At 68.9% G+C, this 21,823-nt stretch carries 22 protein-coding genes and 2 pseudogenes; 13 read left to right on the top strand and 11 right to left on the bottom strand.

Features of this window, described 5'->3' with window-relative positions; genetic code table 11:
- Positions 1 to 59: 59 nt before the first annotated feature.
- Positions 60 to 545: a bacterioferritin gene (gene bfr / locus MQH10_RS19300; protein WP_242565623.1), complete on the top strand. Its 486-nt coding sequence runs from the start codon at positions 60 to 62 to the stop codon at positions 543 to 545.
- Between the two features lie 4 nt (positions 546 to 549).
- On the opposite strand, the gene MQH10_RS19295 is transcribed toward bfr, so the two are convergent.
- Entirely contained in the window at positions 550 to 1,368 is an 819-nt protein-coding gene (locus MQH10_RS19295) for a GDSL-type esterase/lipase family protein (RefSeq protein WP_242565622.1), read from the bottom strand.
- A gap of 162 nt (positions 1,369 to 1,530) precedes the next feature.
- Between MQH10_RS19295 and MQH10_RS19290 the strand changes: the two genes are divergently transcribed.
- On the top strand, positions 1,531 to 2,151 hold the full coding sequence (locus tag MQH10_RS19290) for a TMEM175 family protein (RefSeq protein WP_242565621.1): 621 nt from the start codon (positions 1,531 to 1,533) through the stop codon (positions 2,149 to 2,151).
- Here the strand turns inward: MQH10_RS19290 and ybaK are convergent.
- Positions 2,148 to 2,616: pseudogene (gene ybaK, locus MQH10_RS19285) on the bottom strand (Cys-tRNA(Pro) deacylase). The gene MQH10_RS19290 and the pseudogene ybaK overlap by 4 nt on opposite strands.
- 68 nt (positions 2,617 to 2,684) lie before the next feature.
- Here ybaK and MQH10_RS19280 point away from each other — a divergent pair.
- The 11 genes and pseudogenes from MQH10_RS19280 to hemN all read left to right on the top strand — a co-directional run bounded on the left by MQH10_RS19280 (position 2,685) and on the right by hemN (position 12,890).
- The gene (locus tag MQH10_RS19280) at positions 2,685 to 3,335 is read left to right on the top strand and encodes a hypothetical protein (protein WP_242565620.1); all 651 of its coding nucleotides are present in this window, start codon (positions 2,685 to 2,687) and stop codon (positions 3,333 to 3,335) included.
- A gap of 344 nt (positions 3,336 to 3,679) precedes the next feature.
- A complete protein-coding gene (gene ccoN / locus MQH10_RS19275) occupies positions 3,680 to 5,332 on the top strand; it encodes a cytochrome-c oxidase, cbb3-type subunit I (protein WP_242565619.1) in 1,653 nt (550 codons plus the stop codon).
- Between the two features lie 12 nt (positions 5,333 to 5,344).
- The gene (ccoO, locus tag MQH10_RS19270) at positions 5,345 to 6,082 is read left to right on the top strand and encodes a cytochrome-c oxidase, cbb3-type subunit II (RefSeq protein ID WP_242565618.1); all 738 of its coding nucleotides are present in this window, start codon (positions 5,345 to 5,347) and stop codon (positions 6,080 to 6,082) included.
- A complete protein-coding gene (locus MQH10_RS19265) occupies positions 6,079 to 6,255 on the top strand; it encodes a cbb3-type cytochrome c oxidase subunit 3 (protein WP_242565617.1) in 177 nt (58 codons plus the stop codon). The genes ccoO and MQH10_RS19265 overlap by 4 nt, the downstream gene beginning before the upstream one ends.
- Positions 6,242 to 7,108, top strand: coding sequence for a cytochrome-c oxidase, cbb3-type subunit III (gene ccoP, locus MQH10_RS19260; protein ID WP_242565616.1), 867 nt, complete (start codon positions 6,242 to 6,244; stop codon positions 7,106 to 7,108). The genes MQH10_RS19265 and ccoP overlap by 14 nt, the downstream gene beginning before the upstream one ends.
- Positions 7,109 to 7,114: 6 nt before the next feature.
- The gene (gene ccoG / locus MQH10_RS19255) at positions 7,115 to 8,119 is read left to right on the top strand and encodes a cytochrome c oxidase accessory protein CcoG (protein WP_336605132.1); all 1,005 of its coding nucleotides are present in this window, start codon (positions 7,115 to 7,117) and stop codon (positions 8,117 to 8,119) included.
- 13 nt (positions 8,120 to 8,132) lie between these two features.
- Complete coding sequence (locus MQH10_RS26920) at positions 8,133 to 8,624, top strand: FixG Ig-like domain-containing protein (RefSeq protein WP_336605131.1); 492 nt, start codon at positions 8,133 to 8,135, stop codon at positions 8,622 to 8,624.
- Positions 8,608 to 9,099, top strand: a complete 492-nt coding sequence (locus MQH10_RS19250; protein WP_242565615.1) for a FixH family protein — start codon at positions 8,608 to 8,610, stop codon at positions 9,097 to 9,099. Before MQH10_RS26920 ends, MQH10_RS19250 begins: the two co-directional genes overlap by 17 nt.
- Positions 9,024 to 11,177, top strand: a pseudogene (locus tag MQH10_RS19245) (HAD-IC family P-type ATPase); the annotation flags it as partial. The gene MQH10_RS19250 and the pseudogene MQH10_RS19245, both read left to right, overlap by 76 nt.
- 94 nt (positions 11,178 to 11,271) lie before the next feature.
- Positions 11,272 to 11,427 carry a cbb3-type cytochrome oxidase assembly protein CcoS gene (gene ccoS / locus MQH10_RS19240; protein WP_242565614.1) on the top strand — a complete coding sequence of 52 codons (156 nt, stop codon included), beginning with the start codon at positions 11,272 to 11,274 and terminating at the stop codon, positions 11,425 to 11,427.
- A 77-nt stretch (positions 11,428 to 11,504) separates the two neighbouring features.
- Positions 11,505 to 12,890, top strand: coding sequence for an oxygen-independent coproporphyrinogen III oxidase (gene hemN / locus MQH10_RS19235; RefSeq protein ID WP_242565613.1), 1,386 nt, complete (start codon positions 11,505 to 11,507; stop codon positions 12,888 to 12,890).
- Between the two features lie 41 nt (positions 12,891 to 12,931).
- Here hemN and MQH10_RS19230 read toward each other — a convergent pair whose 3' ends face one another.
- From MQH10_RS19230 to MQH10_RS19190, 9 genes are all read right to left on the bottom strand, one after another.
- Positions 12,932 to 13,321, bottom strand: coding sequence for a response regulator (locus tag MQH10_RS19230; protein ID WP_242565612.1), 390 nt, complete (start codon positions 13,319 to 13,321; stop codon positions 12,932 to 12,934).
- A gap of 101 nt (positions 13,322 to 13,422) precedes the next feature.
- Positions 13,423 to 14,025 carry a response regulator FixJ gene (gene fixJ / locus MQH10_RS19225; protein WP_242565611.1) on the bottom strand — a complete coding sequence of 201 codons (603 nt, stop codon included), beginning with the start codon at positions 14,023 to 14,025 and terminating at the stop codon, positions 13,423 to 13,425.
- On the bottom strand, positions 14,018 to 15,526 hold the full coding sequence (locus MQH10_RS19220; RefSeq protein ID WP_242565610.1) for a PAS domain S-box protein: 1,509 nt from the start codon (positions 15,524 to 15,526) through the stop codon (positions 14,018 to 14,020). Before MQH10_RS19220 ends, fixJ begins: the two co-directional genes overlap by 8 nt.
- A 56-nt stretch (positions 15,527 to 15,582) precedes the next feature.
- Positions 15,583 to 16,017, bottom strand: coding sequence for a universal stress protein (locus MQH10_RS19215; RefSeq protein WP_242565609.1), 435 nt, complete (start codon positions 16,015 to 16,017; stop codon positions 15,583 to 15,585).
- Positions 16,014 to 16,406: a universal stress protein gene (locus tag MQH10_RS19210; RefSeq protein ID WP_242565608.1), complete on the bottom strand. Its 393-nt coding sequence runs from the start codon at positions 16,404 to 16,406 to the stop codon at positions 16,014 to 16,016. Before MQH10_RS19210 ends, MQH10_RS19215 begins: the two co-directional genes overlap by 4 nt.
- A 25-nt stretch (positions 16,407 to 16,431) precedes the next feature.
- Positions 16,432 to 17,100 (bottom strand): helix-turn-helix domain-containing protein, encoded by a 669-nt coding sequence (locus MQH10_RS19205; protein WP_242565607.1) that lies wholly within the window; start codon positions 17,098 to 17,100, stop codon positions 16,432 to 16,434.
- Between the two features lie 166 nt (positions 17,101 to 17,266).
- On the bottom strand, positions 17,267 to 19,303 hold the full coding sequence (mdoH, locus tag MQH10_RS19200; protein WP_242565606.1) for a glucans biosynthesis glucosyltransferase MdoH: 2,037 nt from the start codon (positions 19,301 to 19,303) through the stop codon (positions 17,267 to 17,269).
- Positions 19,300 to 20,718 (bottom strand): OpgD/OpgG family glucan biosynthesis protein, encoded by a 1,419-nt coding sequence (locus MQH10_RS19195; RefSeq protein ID WP_242565605.1) that lies wholly within the window; start codon positions 20,716 to 20,718, stop codon positions 19,300 to 19,302. The genes mdoH and MQH10_RS19195 overlap by 4 nt, the downstream gene beginning before the upstream one ends.
- A gap of 376 nt (positions 20,719 to 21,094) precedes the next feature.
- Complete coding sequence (locus tag MQH10_RS19190) at positions 21,095 to 21,778, bottom strand: DUF998 domain-containing protein (RefSeq protein ID WP_242565604.1); 684 nt, start codon at positions 21,776 to 21,778, stop codon at positions 21,095 to 21,097.
- Between the last annotated feature and the right edge of the window lie 45 nt (positions 21,779 to 21,823).

The raw sequence follows: 21,823 nt of genomic DNA, 5'->3' as shown, positions 1-21,823 counted from the left end.
TGCTTTGACACGGGCCGCCCCGGACGGGAGGCTGACCCCCACGATTCCAGGAGGCCAAGATGCAAGGCGACAAGGCGATCATCCGGCTGCTCAACGCCATCCTGACCAATGAGCTGACCGCAGTGAACCAGTACTTCCTGCACGCGCGGATGTACCAGAACTGGGGCTTCAACAGGCTCGGCGCGATCACCTACGAGGAATCGATCGGCGAGATGAAGCACGCCGACAAGCTCATCAAGCGCATCCTGTTCCTCGACGGCCTGCCCAATCTGCAGGACCTGCATAAGCTGAAGATCGGCGAGACCGTGGCCGAGTGCCTGGCCGCCGACCTGGCTGTCGAGGTCGCCGGCCGCGTCGACCAGATCGAGGCCATCCGGCTCTGCGAGGCCTCGGCCGATTATGTGAGCCGCCAGATCGTCCGCGAGATCCTCACCGACACCGAGGAGCACATCGACTTCCTGGAGACCCAGATCTCCCTGATGGGCTCGCTGGGCGAGGCCAATTATCTGCAGAGCGCCATGGGCGAGCTGCCGGCGGGCGGCTAGAGCCTCAGCGCGTCGCGATGGCGGTGTCGCCGCAGGCGCGGCCGTCCTGGGCCTCGCGCTCCAGCACCGGGCGGACGATACCGGTCCACAGGGCGTAGCCGTCCGGGTTCATGTGCAGGCCGTCGGCGATATAGATGTCCTTCGGCGCGCCCTGATCCAGCATGGCGGGGATCACATCGACATAGCGCAGGTCGGCGCGGGTCTCGGCCAGCGCCTTGATGCGGGCGTTGACCTCGGCCTGCAGCGGCATCTGGGCGAGCCGGAGCTTCGAGGGCTTGAGTGAGATGAAATAGACCGGAGCGTCGCCGAGTTCGGCGGTCTTCATGGTCATGAACCGCTCGAAATTGGCGACCACGGTCTCGACCGTCTCGCCCGCCGAAAGGTCGTTCTCGCCGGCGTAGAAGAAGATCGCGCGGGGCTTGTAGGGCGCGACCACCTTGTCGAAATAGAGGTCCACATCCTCGATCTTGGATCCGCCGAAGCCCCGGTTGATCACCGGATAGGGGGCCATGTCCTGATCCAGGCTGCGCCAGAACCGGATGGTCGAGGAGCCCACGAACAGGAAGGAACAGGCCTGGGGCGGGGCGGCGGCGTCGAGTTCGGCGAAGTGGGCGATCTCGGCGGCGAACGGCAGGGGCGGCGGCGCCTGGGGGGCCGGCGTCTGGACCCCCTCGGCGGCAGGCGGCGAGAGGACGGCGGGGGGCGACGCCGAGACAGGCAGGGCTGAGGCCGCGGCGGGCGCCTGCGCGGCGGCGGCGCTGAACAGACACAGAGCGGCGATGGGGCCGGCGACCAGACCGCCGGTGAAAGCGCGTACGATCATCTCGATCCGTCAGACTGATGAAGCCGTTATTCTAACCATGCCGTCGCCGATGGCGAGGGCCGTCGCGCCGAGGACGGCGAAGCTTTGCTCACAGCCATCCGTTGGGTAGACCGCGTGGCGTTGGGTGGGCAAGCTGGACGCAGGATGGATGGGGGGAACGCCATGAACGCGGCGGATCGCGCGCTGCTCGACCGGATGCTGTTTTTCAGCGACGCGGTGTTCGCCATCGTGCTCACCCTGCTGGTCCTGGAATTGCGACCGCCTGAGCGCGGGGCGCCGCTGATGGCGGGGCTGGCGGCGATGTCGGGCCATTTCGTCGCCTTCTTCATGAGCTTCGCCCTGGTCGGCGTCTTCTGGGCCGCGCACATGAACACCCTGCGGATCCTGAAGCATTTCGACTGGTCGACAGCCTGGGCGAACCTGGTCTTCCTGGCGCCTGTCAGCCTGATGCCGTTCGCGTCCAGCCTGGTGGGGGAGCGGGGATTCGGCCGCAACGAGTGGAGCGCCTACTGTCTGGTGATGATCCTCACCAGCGCCTGTATGATGGCCCTGGTGACGGTCATCCTGCGGGGCGGCGGCCGTCTCTGCGGCGGAATCTCCGGGCGCGAGCACGCCTACCGTCTGGTGCGGGCCGCCGCGCCGGGCCTCGCCTTCGGCGTGGGGCTGACGGCCACATCCCTGGGGCAACTGGACCTGGGCCAACTCTGCTGGCTGTTGATCCCCGTTATCTTCCTGGCCGCCCGACCGCTTCGCAAACCCACGGCGGCGGACGCCGAGACCTAGGTGATCGCGGCGAGCTTGGCGCCCAGGGCCGCGACCAGATCGTCGGGGGAGAGCTCCGCCTGAAGCCCGCGCTGGCCGGCGTTGACGAACACCTTGTCGTGCAGCAGGGCGGCCTCATCGACCACGGTGGGGGCGCGGCGCTTTTGTCCGAAGGGGCTGACCCCGCCGACCTTGAAGCCGGTGATCCGCTCGGCGTCGGCAGGGCGCATCATCTGGGCGCTCTTGCCGCCGAACACCGCCGCCAGCCGCTTCATCGCGACCTCCTGGTCCGAGGCCAGGACCGCGCAGACCGGCTTGCCGTCGACCTCGGCCATCAGGGTCTTCAGCACCCGCTCGGGCGCCACGCCCAGGCTCTCGGCGGCCTGCAGCGACCCGGGGGGCGTCGGGGTCATAGTCATAGGTGTGAAGCGCATAGGCGACGCCCGCCTTGTCGAGCGCCAGGGTCGCGGGAGTGGTCTTGGCCATGGCGGCTTCCTAGCAAAAAATGCGCGGCGACGCTCGACGGGCGCGAGCCGGAATGCGAGACGGAGGCCATGAGCTTTCCCCCCGCCCTGGCGGCCGCGGCCGCGCTGATTGCGCCCCTGACCGGCGCCTGGCCCGACAGCTTCGGGGCCCGGCTGGAGGCCCTGGCCCAGGTCCAGGCCTTCAACGCCGAGCTCTTGAGCCACGACAGCGCCACCCAGACCCTGCAGCACTGGTGCGAGGCGCATGGCGCGGCGCCCGGCCTGAAGATCGTGGCGCGGCGGATCGACCTCGACAAGCTGGCGGGGCCCGCCGAGCGAGCGGACCTGGGGGTGGGGCCCGAGGAGCCGCTGCGTTACCGCCGGGTCGAACTGGCCTGCGGCGACCGTGTGCTGTCGCGGGCCGACAACTGGTATCGGCCGGGCCGGCTGACCCCTGAGATGAATGCGGCCCTGGAGACGACCCAGACCCCGTTCGGGGTGGTGGTGCGGGCGCTCGGCTATCACCGCCGGACCCTGTCGTCCGAACTCCTGTTCCAGCCCTTGCCGCGGGATTGGGAGACCCTGCCGCGGGCGCCCGAGCCGGTCGGGGCGACCCTGGTCATCCCGCCGGAAATCCTGCGTCACCGGGCGGTGCTCTCGACCCCGGACGGGGTGGCCTTCAGCCTGGTGCAGGAGACCTACACCGACCAGGTGCTGTTCAGGCCCGCCTACCTGCCCTGACCGCCCGCACCGGGACGGGCGCCAGATGGGGCCGGCTTCGCAGGGCCTTCAGGATCAAGGACAGGGCGCCGCCCAGGCCGATGGCCAGAGCGATCGACGCCGAGGGCCCGCCCCCGAGGAGGGTCGGAAAACCGGTTCCATGGGTCAGGGCCAGCTCGCCCAGGGCGGGGGCTCCAAATTGACCATATGCGGGCATGCGCGGCCCCTCTGCGAACGAACAAGGCGAACGCCGCCTCGACGTCATTAGCCGCTGCGACCCATGGGCCTGCCTTGACCTGAATCAAGGCTGCTCCCCCACGTCAGGCGCAAGAGCCGGCTGTCTCTAGAAAAAGACGTTGGGGCTCATGCAACAATCCTTGGTCAAAGAAGGCGGAGCGCCGCTCGACGCGGTCATTCTCCTCGCCTTCACATGCTTGGGCGCGCTCGGCGCCCTCCTCGCCACGGCCTTCTCGGCCGACCCCCTGTTCAGGTTCCACGGCTACGTGTTCCTGATCGCCTTTATCGTCGCCGCCGGCGTCCTGACCGTGGGCATCAGCTCCGGGCGGTTCCGCGGCGATCCCAAGTCCTACGAGGACGGGGTCATCCGCGCGGGCGTCATCGCCACCATGTTCTGGGGCGTTGTCGGCATGCTGGTGGGCGTCGTCATCGCCGCCCAGCTCTCGTTTCCGAGGATCTTCTATTTCCCGGAGTTCGGCTGGCTGAACTTCGGGCGGCTGCGGCCCTTGCATACGTCGGGCGTGATCTTCGCCTTCGGCGGCAACGCGCTGATCGCCACCTCCTTCTATGTCGTCCAGCGCACCTGCCGGGCCCGTCTCGCCGGGGGGCTGGCGGGCTGGTTCGTGTTCTGGGGCTACCAGCTGTTCATCGTGCTGGCCGCCACCGGCTATCTGCTCGGCGTCACCCAGGGCCAGGAATATGCTGAGCCCGAATGGTACATCGACCTGTGGCTGACGGTCGTCTGGGTGGCCTATCTGCTGGTCTTCCTGGGCACGATCTGGAAGCGCAAGGAACCCCACATCTATGTGGCCAACTGGTTCTACCTGGCCTTCATCGTCACCATCGCGATGCTGCACATCGTCAACAACCTGGCCCTGCCGGTCGGGCTGTTGAACCACCGCAGCTATTCGCTGTTCGCCGGGGTCCAGAACGCCCTGACCCAGTGGTGGTACGGGCACAATGCGGTGGGCTTCTTCCTGACCGCCGGCTTCCTGGCGATCATGTACTACTTCGTGCCCAAGCGCGCGGAGCGGCCGGTCTATTCGTACCGCCTGTCCATCGTCCACTTCTGGGCCCTGATCTTCATCTACATCTGGGCCGGCCCCCACCACCTGCACTACACGGCCCTGCCGATGTGGACCCAGACGCTCGGGGCCACCTTCTCGATCATGCTGTGGATGCCCAGCTGGGGCGGGATGATCAACGGCCTCATGACGCTCTCGGGCGCCTGGGACAAGCTGCGGACCGACCCGGTCATGCGGATGCTGGTGGTCTCCATCGCCTTCTACGGCATGTCGACCTTCGAAGGTCCGATGATGTCGATCCGCGAGGTCAATGCGCTCAGCCACTACACCGACTGGACCATCGGCCACGTGCACTCCGGCGCCCTGGGCTGGGTCGGCTTCGTGACCTTCGGGGCGATGTACTGCCTGGTGCCCTGGCTGTGGAAGAAGGACCGCCTCTATTCCGACCGCCTGGTCGAGTGGCACTTCTGGATCGCGACCACCGGCATCCTGCTCTACATCACCGCGATGTGGGTCTCCGGGATCATGGAAGGCCTGATGTGGCGCGAATACACGCCGCAGGGCTTCCTCGCCAACAGCTTCGTCGAGACCGTCTCGGCCAAGCATGTCGAGAACATCGTCCGCACCATCGGCGGCCTAATGTACCTCACCGGCGCCCTGATCATGTCCTACAACCTCTGGCGCACGATCCGCATGCCGAGCACCTCGAAAGAGGACTCCGCCGCGGCCCTCCCCGCCATGGCCGTCGCGAGCTGAGGGAACTCCATCATGTGGAAGCATCACGCCAAACTTGAGCGGCACTCCCTGCTGCTCATCATCGGGATCCTGATCGTGGTCGCCATTGGCGGCCTGGTCGAGATCACCCCGCTCTTCTATCTGGAGAGCACGATCGAGAAGGTCGACGGCATGCGGCCCTATACGCCGCTGGAGCTGGCCGGCCGGGACATCTACATCCGCGAGGGCTGCTATCTCTGCCACTCGCAGATGATCCGTCCCCTGCGCGACGAGGTCGAACGCTACGGCCACTACAGCCTCGCCGCGGAGAGCATGTACGACCACCCCTTCCAGTGGGGGTCGAAGCGGACCGGGCCTGACCTGGCCCGGGTCGGGGGCAAGTACTCCGACGCCTGGCACAAGGATCACCTGATCAACCCGCGCTCCGTCGTGCCGGAATCGGTCATGCCGCCCTACGCCTTCCTGGCGAAGAAGGACCTCGACTACAGCGACATCCAGGCCAAGGTCGCCACCATGACCAAGGTCGGGGTGCCCTACACCCAGTCCGAGATCAACAACGCCAAGGCCGACCTGGAAGCCCAGGCCGATCCCTTCGACGCCGGCGGCACCGCTCTGAAGAAGCGCTATGGCGACAAGGTCGCCCAACGCGACTTCGACGGCAATCCGGACAAGATCAGCGAGATGGACGCCCTGATCGCCTATCTCCAGATGCTCGGCACCCTGGTCGACTTCAAGACCTACAAGGCCGACGCCCCGGAGAACCTGAGATGAGCGCGCTCACCTACGAAACCGTAGCGCGCGCCGCCCAGCAGGGGGGGACCGTCTACTTCGCGATCCTCTTCCTGGGCGGCCTCGTCTACGCCCTTTGGCCCCGTAATCGCGAGGCGTTCAACCGCCTCGCCCACGTCCCGCTCGAACAGGAGGACGATGATGTCCCCGCGTGAAACCGACGACGTCTCCGGCGTCGAAACCACCGGCCACGAATGGGATGGCATCCGTGAGCTGGACAATCCTCTGCCCCGCTGGTGGCTGTGGACCTTCTATGCCTGCATCGTGGTGGCCATCGTCTACTGGGTGCTGATGCCGGCCTGGCCGGGTCTGCACGGCTACACCCACGGCACGCTGAAGATGTCCGACCGCGCCCAGGTCGTCCGCGACCTCGACGCGCTCAAGACCCAACGCAGCGCCGAGGGCGCGCAGCTGAGGAACGCCTCGCTCGAACAGATCGAGGCCGATCCCAAGCTGCAGGCCTATGCCCTGGCCGTCGGCCAGTCGATCTTCGGGGACAACTGCGCGACCTGCCACGGCACGGGCGGCACCGGCGGGAAGGGCTATCCCAACCTGCGCGACGACGTCTGGCTGTGGGGCGGCACGCCCGAGGACATCCAGCACACCATCACGGTGGGGGTCCGCTCGGACCACCCGGACGCGCGCTTCTCGCAGATGCCCGCCTTCGGCAAGGACCAGCTGCTGCCGGCCGAACAGATCAATGATCTGACGGAATATGTGGTGGCGCTCTCCCATCGTCCGGCCAACGCCGGCGCCGTGGGCCGCGCCGCCCCGATCTTCCAGGCCAACTGCGCCATCTGCCATGGCCCGGAAGGCAAGGGCGATCCGACCAAGGGCGCGCCGAACCTGACCGACAAGGACTGGCTCTACGGCGCGGACCGGGCGGACATCCACGGCCAGATCTGGAACGGCCGCGGCGGGGTCATGCCCAGCTGGCAGAAGCGCTTCGATCCCGAAACGATCAAGGCGCTGGCCGTCTACATCCATGCCAATGCGGCGGGTCAGTAGTGCGTCATGACGACCGTAATCGACCGGACAAGGACGCCTGAACCCGAGGGTTCAGGTCCGGTTTCAGCCGCCGCCCGGGCCCGCAAAAAGGCCGACCCGGGCGGGGGTCTCTACAAGGCCCGCACGCCCATCTATCCCAAGCTGGTGCATGGGCGGTGGCGCAACATCAAGTGGGCCCTGCTGATCCTGACGCTCGGGATCTACTACATCACGCCGTGGATCCGCTGGGACCGCCCGGGCCATCTGCCCGACCAGGCTGTCCTGGTGGATTTCACCGGCCGCCGCTTCTATTTCTTCTTCATCCAGCTGTGGCCGCAGGAGGTCTATTTCCTCACCGGCCTGCTGGTCATGGCGGCGCTCGCCCTGTTCCTGGTCACCGCCCTGTTCGGCCGGCTGTGGTGCGGCTACGCCTGCCCCCAGACGGTCTGGACCGACCTCTACATCTATGTCGAGCGGCTGTTCGAAGGCGATCGCAACGCCCGGATGAAGCTTGACGCCTCGCCCATGTCCTTCAACAAGGCCTGGCGGAAGATCGGCAAGCACGCCGTCTGGTTGGGCATCGCCTTCGGCACCGGCGGGGCCTGGATCTTCTATTTCCATGACGCGCCGACCCTGATCCGCACCTTCTGGGTCGGGAAGGCCGAGATGACGGCCTATGTGTCCTGCGCGGTGCTGACCGGCACGACCTATGTGTTCGCCGGCTGGATGCGCGAACAGGTCTGCACCTATATGTGCCCCTGGCCCCGCATCCAGGGCGCCATGCTCGACTTCAACTCCCTGCAGGTCACCTATCGCAAGGACCGCGGCGAGCCGCGGGGCCCGCACAAGAAGAACGAGCCCTGGACCGGTCGCGGCGACTGCATCGACTGCAACGCCTGCGTGGTCGCCTGCCCGATGGGCATCGACATCCGCGACGGCTCCCAGCTGGAATGCATCAATTGCGGCCTGTGCATCGACGCCTGCGACGAGATCATGCAGCGGGTGGACCGGCCCCGGGCTGATCGCCTATGACACCGACTTCGCGGTGGCCGCCCGCGGCCGCGGCGAGAAGGCCGTCTACAAGCCGATCCGCAGCCGCACGATCTATTACGGCGTGGCGCTGGCCATTGTCAGCGGCGTGATGATCTGGGGCTTCAGCCAGCGCCAAGTCATCGACCTGCACGTGCTGCGCGACCGCAACCCGACCTTCGTGCGCCTGCACGACGGGGCGATCCGCAACGGCTACACCCTGAAGATCTCCAACCGCGGGTTCGAGACCAAGACCTTCACGGTCGACGTCGCGGGCGTGCCGCACGCCCAGCTCAAGACTCCGGGCGCGGACGCCACCCATGGCGACATCACGGTGACCGTCGAGCCCAACGAGACCCGCGCGGTGCGCCTGTTCGTGACCGCCCGGGCCGACGACGACAACGCCGACAACCTGGCCGCCCTCTTCACCCTGAAGTCCGGCGATCTGACGGTGCAGGCCAAGTCCACCTTCCTCTCCGGAGCCGCGAACCATGACTCACGTGATTGATCCCCGCCCCGGCTTCCGCCTGACCGGCTGGCACGTGCTGGCCATTGTCGTGACCTTCTTCAGCGTGGTCATCGCCGTCGATGTCGCCATGGCGGTCTACGCCTACAAGACCTTCCCCGGCGAGGTCTCGGTGACGCCCTATGAGGACGGCGTGGCCTATAACAAGACGCTGGCCCAGCTGGCGGCCCAGGAGAAGCTGGGCTGGAAGGTGGGCATCGCCCCCGAGCAGAGCCGGGCGCTCGAGGTCGAGTTCCGCGACCGTGACGGCAAGCCGCTCGACGGCCTGACCCTGACCGGCAAGATGGAGCGCCCGGCCACCGAGACCGGCCGGCTGACCCCGAAGTTCAAGGCGATCGGCCCGGGCTATTACCAGGCCGACCTGAAGCCCGTGTCCGGCGCATGGGACGTGACGATCCACGCCCGCAACGCCAAGGGCGACCTGTTCGTGGCGGAGCGGCGCGTCACATGGCCCTGACCTATGATCCCGTCGCCGGTCCGGACTTCAGCGCCTATCTGAAGCCCCGCGACGGCGGGGCCCAGGATTTCGACGTGCTGGTCGCCGGCGCCCATTGCGCCGCCTGCATGGCGACCATCGAAAAGGGCGTCGCCGCCCTGCCAGGGGTCCAGTCGGCCCGGCTGAACCTGACCACCGGCAAGCTGGCCGTCCGGTTCCGGCCGGGCGAGGCGGCCGACGCCGGCGCGGTGCTGACCACCGTCGAGAGCCTGGGCTACAAGGCCGCCCCCTTCGATCCGGGCCAGGCCAGCGAGGCCTATGACCGCGAAGGCCGCCGCCTGGCGCTTTCGCTCGGGGTCGCGGCCTTCGGCGCCGGCAACGCCATGATGTTTTCCGTGCCCCTGTGGGCCGGCCTGTTCGGTCAGGAGCTGGGGCCGGCCACGCGGGTGATGATGCAGTGGTGGAGCGGCCTCATCGCCACGCCCTGCGTGCTCTATGCCGGCATGCCGTTCTTCCAGTCGGCCTGGCGGTCGCTGCGGGTGGGTCGGGCCAATATGGACGTGCCGATCTCCATCGGCGTGCTGCTGACCCTGTTCATCAGCTTCGTCGAGACCATCCTGCACGGCCGCGACGCCTATTTCGACGCCGCCGTCTCCCTGATCTTCCTCCTGCTGATCGGCCGCTGGCTGGACCACCAGCTGCGGGCCAAGGCGCGCAGCGCGGCCGAGGACCTGCTGGCGCTGCAGGCGCCCTATGCGATCACCCTCGACGACCTGGGGCGCGAGCATCGCAAGCCCCTGGCCGAGGTGGTGGTCGGCGATCTGCTGGTCGTCCGGCCGGGCGAGCGCATTCCGGTTGACGCCGTCGTCGAGGGCGGGTCCGCGGAGCTCGACAACGCTATGCTGACCGGCGAGACCCGGCCCGTGCCGGTGGTCGCCGGCAGCGCCGTCCAGGCCGGCGCGCTGAACCTGTCCGGCGCGCTCACCCTGCGCGCCACGGTGCGGTCCGAGGATTCGGCGGTCGCCGCCATCGCCCGGCTGATCGAGGCCGGAACCCAGTCGCGGTCGCTCTATGTGCGGCTCGCCGACAAGGCCGCCGCCGTCTATGTGCCGGTGGTCCACACCGCCGCCGCCCTGACCTTCGTCCTGGGCTGGGGCCTGGGCCTCGGCCCGCGCGAGGCCCTCCTGCGGGCGGTCGCCGTTCTGATCATCACTTGCCCCTGCGCGCTCGGCCTGGCCGTGCCCGCGGTCCAGGTCAACGCCTCGGCCGGCCTGTTCCGCCGCGGCGTCCTGGTGAAGTCCGGCGCCGCCCTGGAGCGCATGGCCGAGGTCGATCATGTGGTGTTCGACAAGACCGGGGTGCTGACCGAGGGGCGTCCCCGGCTGATCGACGCCGCGCCGGCCCTGGTCGCCCAGGCCGCGCCCCTGGCGCGCGCCTCCGCCCACCCGCTCGCCAAGGCCCTGGCCGCCGAGGCCGGCCGGCCCCGCATGGCCGAGGATGTCGCCGAGACCTCCGGCCAGGGCGTCGAGGGCTGGATCGGCGGACGGCGCGCCCGGCTGGGCCGGGCCAGCTTCGTCGCGTGACCGGCGACGACGCCGGCGAGACCGAGCTGTGGTTCGGCTTTGTCGGCGACACCAAGGTGCGCTTCCGCTTCTCCGACAACCTGCGGGCCGACGCGGCCAAGACCGTGGCCGAGCTGATGCGGCGCGGCCTGACGGTGGAGATCCTGTCCGGCGACCTCTCCGGCCCTGTGGCCCGCGCCGCGGAAGCGGTCGGGATCGACCAGTGGCGGGCCGGCCTGTCCCCGGCCGACAAGGCCGAGGCGATCGGCCGGCTGACCGCCCAGGGCCGCAAGGTGCTGATGGTCGGGGACGGCCTGAACGACGCTGCGGCGCTCGCCAAGGCGCACGCCGCCATGGCCCCCGGCTCGGCGCTCAGCGCCACCCAAAACGCCGCCGACCTGGTGTTTTCCGGCGAGGGCCTGGGCGCCGTCTCCGCGGCCCTGGACACCGCGCGCCAGGCCCGGTCGCGCGCGCTGGAGAATTTCGGTTTCGCGACTCTCTACAACCTGGTCGCCGCCCCTGCCGCCATGCTGGGGCTGATCAATCCTTTCGTGGCGGCGCTCGCCATGTCAGGCTCCTCCCTCGTGGTGACCCTCAACGCCCTGCGCCTCAAGGGTGGAGCACGTGACGCATGACCATCTTCCTGATGCTGGCGCCGATCTCGATCTTCATCGCCCTCATGGGCCTAGGGGCGTTCTGGTGGACCATGCGCAGCGGCCAGTACGAGGACCCCACCGGCGACGCCAATCGGATCCTGAATGTCGGACCGGACGACGGCCCGCTCTGAGCGGTCGGGTTTGATCTGAATCACCGCGCCTGACGGCCGCAGGCGACATGGTCCTCCAGCATCTATGGAGGACACCCGTGTACGCTGCGCATCCGCTCGAGGTCAGCCGCCCTGACCTGATGGCCCTGGTCGACAAGTATGACGGCCGCGCGCCGCGCTATACGAGCTATCCCACCGCCGTCCAGTTCAAGCCCGAGGTCGACGCCGGCGTCTATCGCCAGTGGCTGGCGGCCCTGAATCCTGCCGAGCCGGTCTCGCTCTACGCCCACATCCCCTTCTGCTCGCGGCTGTGCTGGTTCTGCGGCTGCAGCACCCGGGCCGTGAACCGCCACGAGCCGGTCAGCGAATATGTCGCCCTGCTGGTCAAGGAGATCGGCCTGATGACGCCGTCCCTGCCGGGGCGGCTGAAGGCCAAGGCCATGCATCTGGGGGGCGGCACGCCCAACATGATGTCGCCGGCCGACATGGACCTCTTGTTCGCCGCCCTGCGCGGCGCCTTCGACTTCGACGCGAACGCCGAGGTGGCCGCCGAGCTCGACCCGGCCTCCCTGACCCAGGAGTGGGTCAGGGAGGCCGCCTCCCACGGCCTCAACCGCGCCAGCCTGGGGGTGCAGAGCCTGTCGCCCCAGGTGCAGGCGGCGGTGAACCGTCGCGAGAGCTATGAGGAAGTCGCCCGCTGCGTCGGCTGGCTGCGGGAGGCCGGCGTGGGCTCGGTCAATATCGACCTGATGTACGGCCTGCCGCACCAGACCACGACCAACATGCTGGAGACCGTCGAGCGGGTGGCGAGCCTGCGGCCCGAGCGCCTGGCCCTGTTCGGCTACGCCCACGTGCCGTGGATGAAGGCCCACCAACAGCTGATCGAGGACGCGGCCCTGCCGGGCCCCATCGACCGCCTGGACCAGAGCGAGGCCGCCGCCGACCACCTGATCTCCCAGGGCTATGTCCGCATCGGCCTGGACCATTTCGCCCTGCCGGACGACGAACTGGCCGTGGCCCTGGCCGAGGGCCGGCTGCACCGCAATTTCCAGGGCTACACCACCGACGACGCGGGCGCCCTGCTGGGCTTCGGCGCCTCGGCCATCGGCGTCCTGCCCCAGGGCTATGTGCAGAACACCGCCCAGGAGCTGGCCTGGCGGGCCGCGGTGGGCAAGGGCGAGCTGCCCACCGCCCGCGGCGTCGCGGTCACGGCGGACGATCGGTTCCGCGGCGAGATCATCGAGCGGCTGATGTGCGACCTGCGGGTGGATCTGGCGGCGGTCTGCGCCCGCCACGGCCGGCCGCTGAGCGATCTGGCCGGCGCGCGGGCGCGCCTGGCGGACTTCGCCAAGGACGACCTCGTCCGGCTCGACGGGGCGGTGGTGCAGGTGACCGAGCTCGGCCGCCTGCTGGTCCGTTCCGTGTGCGCGGAGTTCGACGCCTATTTCGCGCCCGAGGGCGGACGGCACTCCAAGGCCATCTGACCCTCAAGATCAGGCCGCGGTCCCCCGGGCCGCGGCCGCCGTCAGACGGCGGACTGCTCGATGGCCTGGACGATATGGGCGGTGAGCGCGTCGCCCAGCAGGGGCTTTTCGACAATCCGCGCGCCATGGGCCTTGGCGGCCTCCCGCACGCCCGGCGGCGGGTGACTGGTGATCAGCAGGGCCGGCAGGGTGACGCCCCGGGCCCGCAGCTGGCGCAGGGTCTCGACCCCGGTCACGCCCGGCAGGTTCTGGTCCAGGACGAGGCAGGCGCCCTCGACCGGCAGGCTCTGGACCAGGAGCAGCGCCTCGCCGCTTTCCAGGGCGAGGACCTCGAAGCCCTCAAGATCCAGCGAGAACTCCAGCGACATGCGCAGGGCGACATCGTCGTCGACCAGCAGCACGCGCGGGCGCACCGGCGGGGACTTGGGCATGGAGGGAGCGGGTGGCGCGGACATTCGCCGACCACCCTGCAGGCGGAAGAGCGAGGTGACTTTGATTCAGCGCAAATCGTCGCAGGGGGACGGGCGCCGAATCAGAGGCCGGCGATCATGGCCATGCGGACCAGGTCCGACACCGCATTGGCGCGGGTCTTGGTCATGACATTGGCCCGATAGACCTCGACCGTCCGCGGACTGATCCCCAGGTCGAAGGCGATCACCTTGTTGGGCTTGCCGGCCACAACCCCGCGCAGCACGTCCTTCTCCCTCGGGGACAGCTGGTCGAGGATCTCGCTGATGCGCCGGGCCTCGGACTGCCGGGTCTCGGTCTCGGCGAGGCCCTCCAGGGCCCGGCCGATGGCGGCGAGCAAGGTGTCGTCGCTGAACGGCTTCTCGAGAAAATCACAGACCCCCGCCTTCATGGCCTCGACGGCCAGCGGCACGTCCCCGTGGCCGGTGATCACGATGACGGGCAGGGTGACGCCGCGGGCCTTGAGCTCGGCGACAAGCTCCAGGCCGTTCATCTCGGGCATGCGGATGTCGGTGACCACACAGCCCGGCTCGGCCTCGCCGGCGATCGCCAGAAACTCGGCGGCCGATCCATAGGTCTTGGCCGTGAGGCCGGAGGCGTCCAGCAGGAAGCTCAGCGATTCCCGCATGGCCTCGTCGTCGTCGATGACATGGACCACATCACTCATCGGGCGCGAGTTCCTCCTTCGGGACGGCGCGCAGGGTAAAACGGAACAGGGCGCCGCCGCCAGGGTTCGGTTCCACCCAGATGCGCCCGCCATGGGCCTCGACGATGGTCCGGCAGATCGACAGGCCGACGCCCATGCCGGCGCTCTTGGTGGTGATGAAAGGCTGGAACAGCTTGTCGGCGACCTCGGGGCTGATGCCCGGTCCGCTGTCGGCCACCGAGACCTCGGCCATGTCGTCGGGCAGGGCGTGGGTGGCCACCACCAGGGTGCGGCGCGCGCTGTCCTGCATGGCGTCGATGGAGTTGCGCATCAGATTCAGCACGACCTGCTGGATCTGCACCTTGTCGGCCAGGACGTCGCCGATGCGGGGGTCCATCTCGAAGGTCAGCCGGACGCCGAACTCCTTGGCGCCGACCATGGCCAGGGCCCCGGCCTCCTCGATCAGCTTGTGCAGGTTCTCAATCCGACGCTCGGCTTCGCCCTTGGACACGAAGTCGCGCAGGCGGCGGATGATCTCGCCGGCCCGCAGGGCCTGGTCGCTGGCGCTGATCAGGGCGCCCTTGATCTTGGCCTTGTCCGGCTCCGGCGCGTCCAGCAGCCGGACCGAGCCCTTCATATAGTTGGCGATGGCCGAGAGCGGCTGGTTCAGTTCGTGGGCCAGGGCGGAGGCCATTTCGCCCATGGAGGTCAGGCGCGAGACGTGGACCAGCTCCGACTGCATGTCCTGCAGGCGGCGCTCCGTCGCCTGGCGCTCGGACAGGTCGCGGACGAAGCCGGTGAAATAGCGGTGCGCGCCGGAGCGCATCTCGCCCACCGCCAGCTCCATGGGGAAGGTCGAGCCGTCCTTGCGTTCGCCCACCACCACCCGGCCGATGCCGATGATCCGACGCTCGCCGGTGACCAGGTAGCGGTCGAGGAAGCCGTCATGGGCGTCGCGGTAGGGGGCGGGCATGAGCATCGAGACATTGCGGCCCAGGACCTCCTCGGCCCGCCAGCCGAACAGGCGCTCGGCCGCCGCGCTGAACGAGAACATCCGCCCCCGTTCGTCGATGACGATCATGCCGTCCGGCACGGTGTCGAGGATCGACTGGAGGTGGGCTTCGCGTTCTTCCAGGTGCCTGAGGCTGTCGGCGCGGGCGCGGGCCGCCGTCTGGGTGCGCCAGCCGCCATAGGCGATGGCCGGGCCGAGCACGAGGAAGAAGCCGGCGTCGATCAGATTGACCGGATCACGGACCAGATCCGCGCCGCTGAACGCCGCACCGCCCAGCAGGCTCAGCAGGGTGGCGAGCAGGGCGGGGCCGGCGCCGCCCACCAGGGCTGAGCCCAGGACCGCCGGCACAAAGAGCAGGAAGGCGGGCCTGTCGTGGAACACCGGCTCCAGGATCAGCCGCAGGGCGAAGAATAGAGCGGTGACGGCGACGGCCAGCACATAGGGCGGCATGCGCCGCAGGGCGCGCACCAATCCGGCGTCAGTGGTCTTGCTGAGCGTGCCCTCGAACATGGGATCATCCGGTAGGCGGGGATCGGCGTCGTGGCAAGCGACGGCCTCCCGTCAGCCTAGTGGCTCAGCAATACGAAGCGCTCGGGACGCCGCAGCAGTTCACGGGTGACTCCGCCCAGCGCCCACTCATTGAACCGGTTGTGGCCATAGGCGCCGGCCACGATCAGGTCGGAATCGATCGCCTGGGCCTCGATATTGAGCTCGTCGCAGACCCGATCGTCGTCGCAGGCCCGGACCTTGGCGCGGGCCTTGACGCCGTGACGGGCGAGGTGGGCGACAACCTCCTCGGTGCGGAACGCTGCGCCTTCGGCCGAGCCGGCGGCGCAGACCTCATAGACCACGACCTCCTCGGCCCTTTGCAGCAGGGGCAAGCTGTCGCTCAGCGCGCGGCGGGCCTCCCGCGTGTCCTTCCAGGCCAGGACGACCCGGCGGGCGGACAGGCGGCCGCCGCTGGGCGGGGCGATCAGCACGGGCCGGCCGGCCCGGATCACCAGCTCGCCCACATCGACGGCGGAATAGACATCGACATTGTCGAGGGGCGCGCGCCGGCGACGATCAGGTCGCAGCCACGCGCGGCGCCGGCCATGGCGCGGGTCGGGAGATCCAGCACGCCGCGCCAATCCCCGGCCAGGTCGCCGACGATCTTGCGGAACAGGGCTTCGGCCGCCGCGGTGCGGCGGTCCAGCTCCTGCTGCATGACGGTCATCCATTCCGCCTGCAGCATGCCATAGGGATCCGTCACCCCCAGGGCCGGCGGGGCCTCCGCCGACAGGCCGAACAGGCTGGCGCCCAGGTCACGCGCCAGGGCGGCGGCGGTCTCCAGGCGGGGCGCGGCGTCGACGTGAGCCTGCACATGAACCAGCACGGACTTGTAGGTCATGGGCAGGCCTCCTTGCAGGACGGGTTCAGTCCGCCAGACGCGACAGGGCGTCGTGGTTGCGGACCCGGAACTGGCGGCAGCCGGAGAACTCGACGATCGAGGAGCCCTGCAGCTGGGACAGCATACGCGAGACGGTCTCGATGGTCAGGCCGAGATAGTCGGCCATGTCCTGGCGGCACATCGGCATGTCGACCATGTCGCTGCCGCGGCGCTCGGCGAGCTCGGCCAGGAAGCTGGCGACCTTCTCGCAGGCGGTCTTGCGGCCCAGCAGCAGCAGGTGCTCCTGGGTGCGCTGCAGCTCGCTGAGAGTGGCGGCGAAGATCAGGCGCTCCAGCTCCGGCGCGGCGCCGGCGGCCTTCAGCGCCGAGCGCTTCAGGACCAGGATCACGCAATCGCTGAGGGCTTCGGCCGAGAAGCGGTGCTCGGGGCCGGCCTCAAGGCCGAACAGGTCGCCGGGATAGTAGAAGTCGCCGATCTGGCGGCGGCCGTCGCTCATCACCCGCGAGGTGCGGATCGCGCCGGACACGACCCGATAGATCAGGTCGGCGTCCTCGTCCTGGCCATAGACTTCCTCGTCCTTGGCGAAGGCCATCCGGACGCCCATCCGATCCAGCAGATCGACGGCGGCGTCGGACGAGGCGCTGCGGGGAGCTTCGTAACGGGAGCGGGCTTCGATCGCGTAGGACAGGGACATCGGGACCTCCTTGGCTATGGAGGTATGGCTAAGGCTCACGGCCCCGCCGCGGTATCCGGGTTGTTCCCCTACGTGATTTTACTTAGGCCGCTTTCGCACCCCAACGCATTGATCTTGAACAAGTTCGTTGCGCGCAGGAGTGGTGTTTCGCAGCCGTTGGTGGGTGTCAGGCCCCGATATGCGCGCCCGAAGCGGCCCGGGCGCCTGCATCGCCCCGCTCGCGCGAGGCGATCACCGCCAGCTCCGGCGCATGGGTCGGCAGGCTGATCAGGTCGTCGTCGTGCGGGCCGGTGAAGCTCACCGTGATCGGGATGAACCTCTGGCGCAGCGGCCGGGTGCGGCGAACCGCGACCGGGGGCGCGCCCAGCTCTTCCGGGGTCAGCAGGAAGCCCGCCTGGCGCACGGCCTGGCCGGCGTCGCGGCGCGAGGTCAGCATGGCGAGCGCCGGGGCCAGCAGCAGCGGGGCCACGATCGGGGTGAAGAACAGGGCGAGGTCCGGGCGGGCCAGCAGGGCGGCGGCGAAGATGGTTCCGGCGCGCAGCTCCCAGCGGTGGTCACGGCAGGCCTCGGCCCAGGTCAGCCGGCTCGCGCAACGCTGCTGGGTGGTCCAGCCGGCGTCCTTGCCGCAGAGGATCTCGAGCACCATGCGGGTGTGGGAGACCATCATGATCGGGGCGTGGATGGTCGACATGGCGGTTTCCAGCGCCGCGCCCTTGACGATGGAGCCGCCGCCGCCGAACGCGCGGCGCTCATCGGGGCGCAGCATGACCAGCAGGGCGCCGAGCAGCTTGGGGCCGAACAGCAGGGTGGTGGTCAGCACCGTCATCCAGATCAGGGCCAGGCCGTCGTGGCGCGGAATGGTGATGGTCCGCCAGCCGTGCAGGGTGGAGATTTCCTCCAGCTTGGGCTGGGTCTGGAACTGGATGATCAGGCCGGTGAGCAGGGACAGGAACCACAGGGGCGAGGCCAGATAGGCCATGCAGCCCATGACCATCTGCAGGCGGCTGACCCAGTGCAGGCCGGGCGAGAACACCAGCTGCAGGTGCTGCATGTTGCCCTGCGCCCAGCGCCGGTCGCGGCTCATGAAGTTCTGCAGGGAGGGCGGGGTCTCCTCGAAGCTGCCACCCAGGGCCGCGGTCACGTGGACGCCCCAGCCGGCGCGGCGCAGCAGCGAGGCCTCGACCACGTCGTGGCTCAGGATATGGCCGCCAAAGGGCTTGGCGCCCGGCAGGATCGGCAGGCCGCAGGATTCGGCGAAGGCGCGGACGCGGATGATCGCGTTGTGGCCCCAATAGCTGGACTCCGCGCCGGTCCACCAGGACAGGCCGGCCGCGGCCACCCGGCCGTACATGCGCACGCCATATTGCTGGATCCGCGCATAGAGGGTTTCGCCATTGATGATCGCCGGCGTGGTCTGGATCAGGCCCACGCCCGGCTTGCGCTCCATGGCGTCGACCAGATGCAGGATGGTCTCGCCCGACATCATGGAGTCGGCGTCCAGGATGATCATGTGGGCGTAGGCGGCCCCATGGTGCTGGACCCAGTCGGCGATGTTGCCGGCCTTGCGCTCGATGTTCTTGTCGCGGCGACGATAGTAGGCGCGGCTGCGCGAGGTCAGGCGGAAGGATTGGAACGCCTGCCATTCGTCCTCGGCGATCGGCGCCTTGGTGGTGTCGGAGAGCAGGAAGATGTCGAAGGCGCCGGAGGCGTCGAGCTCGGCCAGGGACTGGTCGATGCGGGCCAGGCGCGCGAAGGAGGCCTCGGCGTCCTCATTGTACAGCGGCATCAGGAGCGCCGTGCGTACCTTGGGCCGGCGCGCGATCGGCCGGAACTCCATCTCGTCGGCGCCGCCCTTGGTCATCAAGAGGATGATCCCGGCCATGGCCGAGACGAACCAGCAGGAGATCGGGAAGATCAGGGCGGCGAACAGCGACAGGGCCAGGACTTCAAGCCCTGAGAATCCATCCTCGGAATAGATCCGGGCGGGCGTCATGAAGGCGAGGCCCGACAGCGCCAGCGCGGCCGAGAAGAAGATCACGCGACGCAGGACGATATTGTCCGGCGAGGTCGAGGGCGTGGTCTCGGCGCCCGCGGCGGCGAAGCTCTGGCGCGGCATGTCGAGATGCGCCTCGGCGGGCATCCAGCGACGGTCCTCGTCCCGGGGGACGGAATAGGCGTCGACCTTCGTCGCGAGATTGCTCATGCCGTCCATCGAAACCGCCATGTTTCTGAAAGATCGCCGACGTCGCCGGAAAGACGCAGTTGAAGTTCCGCCGGGCCGGAGGCCGGCGGGGTGAACCGGAAGCTCGCCCGCACAGCGCCGGGCTGCGGCAGGGAACTCAGGGTCACCGGGGTGGTCTGGCCCGCCGAGGTCTCGATCAGGCCCTTGAGGCCTTGCGACTGGGACGGCAGGTCGGTGAAGTCGATGGTGAACAGCCGGCCGCCGGATCCGGTGGCGGTGCGGGCGGCGCGCGCCAGACCGGCCTCGACCGGCGGCGACCAGCCCCAGTGCAGGCGGTAGCGGATCTCGACGGGCTTGCCGGCCGCCCAGGGCTCGGCCGGCCGCCAGAAGGCCGCGATATTGTCGGTGGTGTCGAGCGCGGTGGGGATCTCCACCAGATGCACGGCGCCACGGCCCCAGTCGCCCATGGGCTCGACCCACAGGCTGGGGCGGCGCTCATAGTGATCGGTGTTGTCGGAATAGGCGGCGAAATCGCGGGCCCGCTGGACGAGGCCGAAGCCGCGCGGGGCGATGTCCTCGAAGGTCGAGATCTGCAGCTGGCGCGGATTGGTCAGCGGCCGCAAGATCCGGCGGCCGTCGCCGGTGAGGATCTCCAGACCATCGGAATCATGCACGGCCTCGCGGGGGTCATCGACCCCGGCGCGGTCGGCGGCGCCGAACAGATACATGCTGGACTGGGCGCCCAGGCCGCCGTCGCCGATGGTCCGGCGCGGATAGAGGGTCGCCTCGACGTCGAAGACGGTGGCGTCGCCGGGCGTGATGACGAACCGGTAGGCGCCGGTCAGGCTGGGGCCGTCCAGCAGGGCGTGGACCACGGCGAATCCGGAATTCGGCGTCGGACGCTCGATCCAGAAAGCGCGGAAGCCAGGGAACTCCTCGTTGGGGTTCCCGCAGCCGACCGCTATGCCGCGGGCCGACAGGCCGTAGCCCTGGTCCTTGCCCAGGCTGCGGAAATAACTGGCGCCCTGGAACACCGCGATCTCGTCAAACTTGTGCGGATCATTGATCGGATTCTGCAGGCGGAAGCCGGAATAGCCCGAGACGGCGGCCAGGACGGGGGCGAGATCGGCCGGGGCGTCGAAGGCCTGGACGTCGAAGGCGATCGGGGTCGCGCGGCCGTCCGCCACCTCATAGAGGCTGACCGGCTGGGGATAGATGTAGGCGCAGGGGAAGTACTCGCCGCGGAAGGCGAGGCCTGCGTCGGCCCACAGGGCGCGCTCGCGGCGGAAGGCGATCCGGCGATAGGCGTCGTAGTCGAGATTGCCTTTGGAGGCCGGGACGGCGTCGACAAAAGGCCGGCGCGACAAGGATTCCGCGAGGGTCCGGACTTGCTCCGGGCTGAAGGACAGGCTGTCAGAGGTGGCGGCGCGCGCCATCCCAGGCGCAACCATGCCCACCGCCAAGCCCGTCAGTGCGTCACGCCGCGAAATGGCCAAGGTCTTCGAACGCCGGTTGTCTAGAAGGCGCCCGCTACGGGGTCCTGAGGTCGCTCACTTGCGCCCCCCAGCACACCGCCCACGCCCTGATCACGGATATGTTATGCTGCAATGCACCGGTCACAAGCAAGCCCCTTGATTATTCGCCTGTGGGCATACCTTTTTCGCCTGGGCGCCGATTTTTCAGCCGAACCGACTTGCCGTCGCTCGCGGAACGGCTTTGTCCTTGATTGTCATCACGAAATCGAGAGGTCGCCCTCGACGGGCGGGGCGAACCCGGTCAGTCTGCGCGCCGCGCGTCGTCAGAAAAAATCTGTCAAATCACGCCCGCGACATCGGCGGCGTGGGCCAGCCGCAGCAGGCGGCGTTCCAGCACATAGGCCGCGACCCCGGTCCAGCCGACCAGGACGATGGCGAAGGCCCGCTCCCACCAGCCGACATTGCTCATATTGACCAGGTCCGGCAGGACGATGTGCTTGGTCAGCACCGTCAGGACCGCCATCACCCCGAAGACCGCCACCAGGAAGCGGCGCAGGTCGCGCATGTCCGGCACATGGGCCAGGCCCCAGACCAGGAGCAGCGGGGCGAGCTGGATCCCCAGGCCCAGATTGATCGCCAGGTGGCGGGGGTCGGGATAGTGATAGTAGCTGGAAATGATCATGCCGGCGCCGGCCAGGGCGAAGCTGACGCTGGTCAGGGCCGCGGCGACGCGGGAGCCGCCCAGGGCGACCATGGCCAGGCCGAAGCCCACGCCCGCCGCCATGGCTCCGGCCCCGGAGATCGCGACGCCCAGGTTGAAGATCCAGGGATGGCGGGCGCTCTGGTTGCCCAGGTCGCTCAGATACTGGTGGGCGTTGTCGAAGCCGGGATAGGCCAGAACCGCGATCACCACCGCGGCGAAGGCGAACAGCGGCGCGGCCATCCCCACGTGCAGCAGCAGCCGGCGGCGGCGATAGAGCCGCGTGCGGGCGGACTGGACGGGGTCCGACGCGAGGCTCACGCGGCCTTGGCGGGGCGGGCGGCCCCTTCGGCGGCCGCGGCGGCG

The organism is Phenylobacterium aquaticum (assembly GCF_022695515.1).
GTDB lineage: Bacteria > Pseudomonadota > Alphaproteobacteria > Caulobacterales > Caulobacteraceae > Phenylobacterium > Phenylobacterium aquaticum.
Note: the sequence above shows the minus strand (reverse complement) of the source record. Positions and strands in the feature narration are given on the sequence as shown.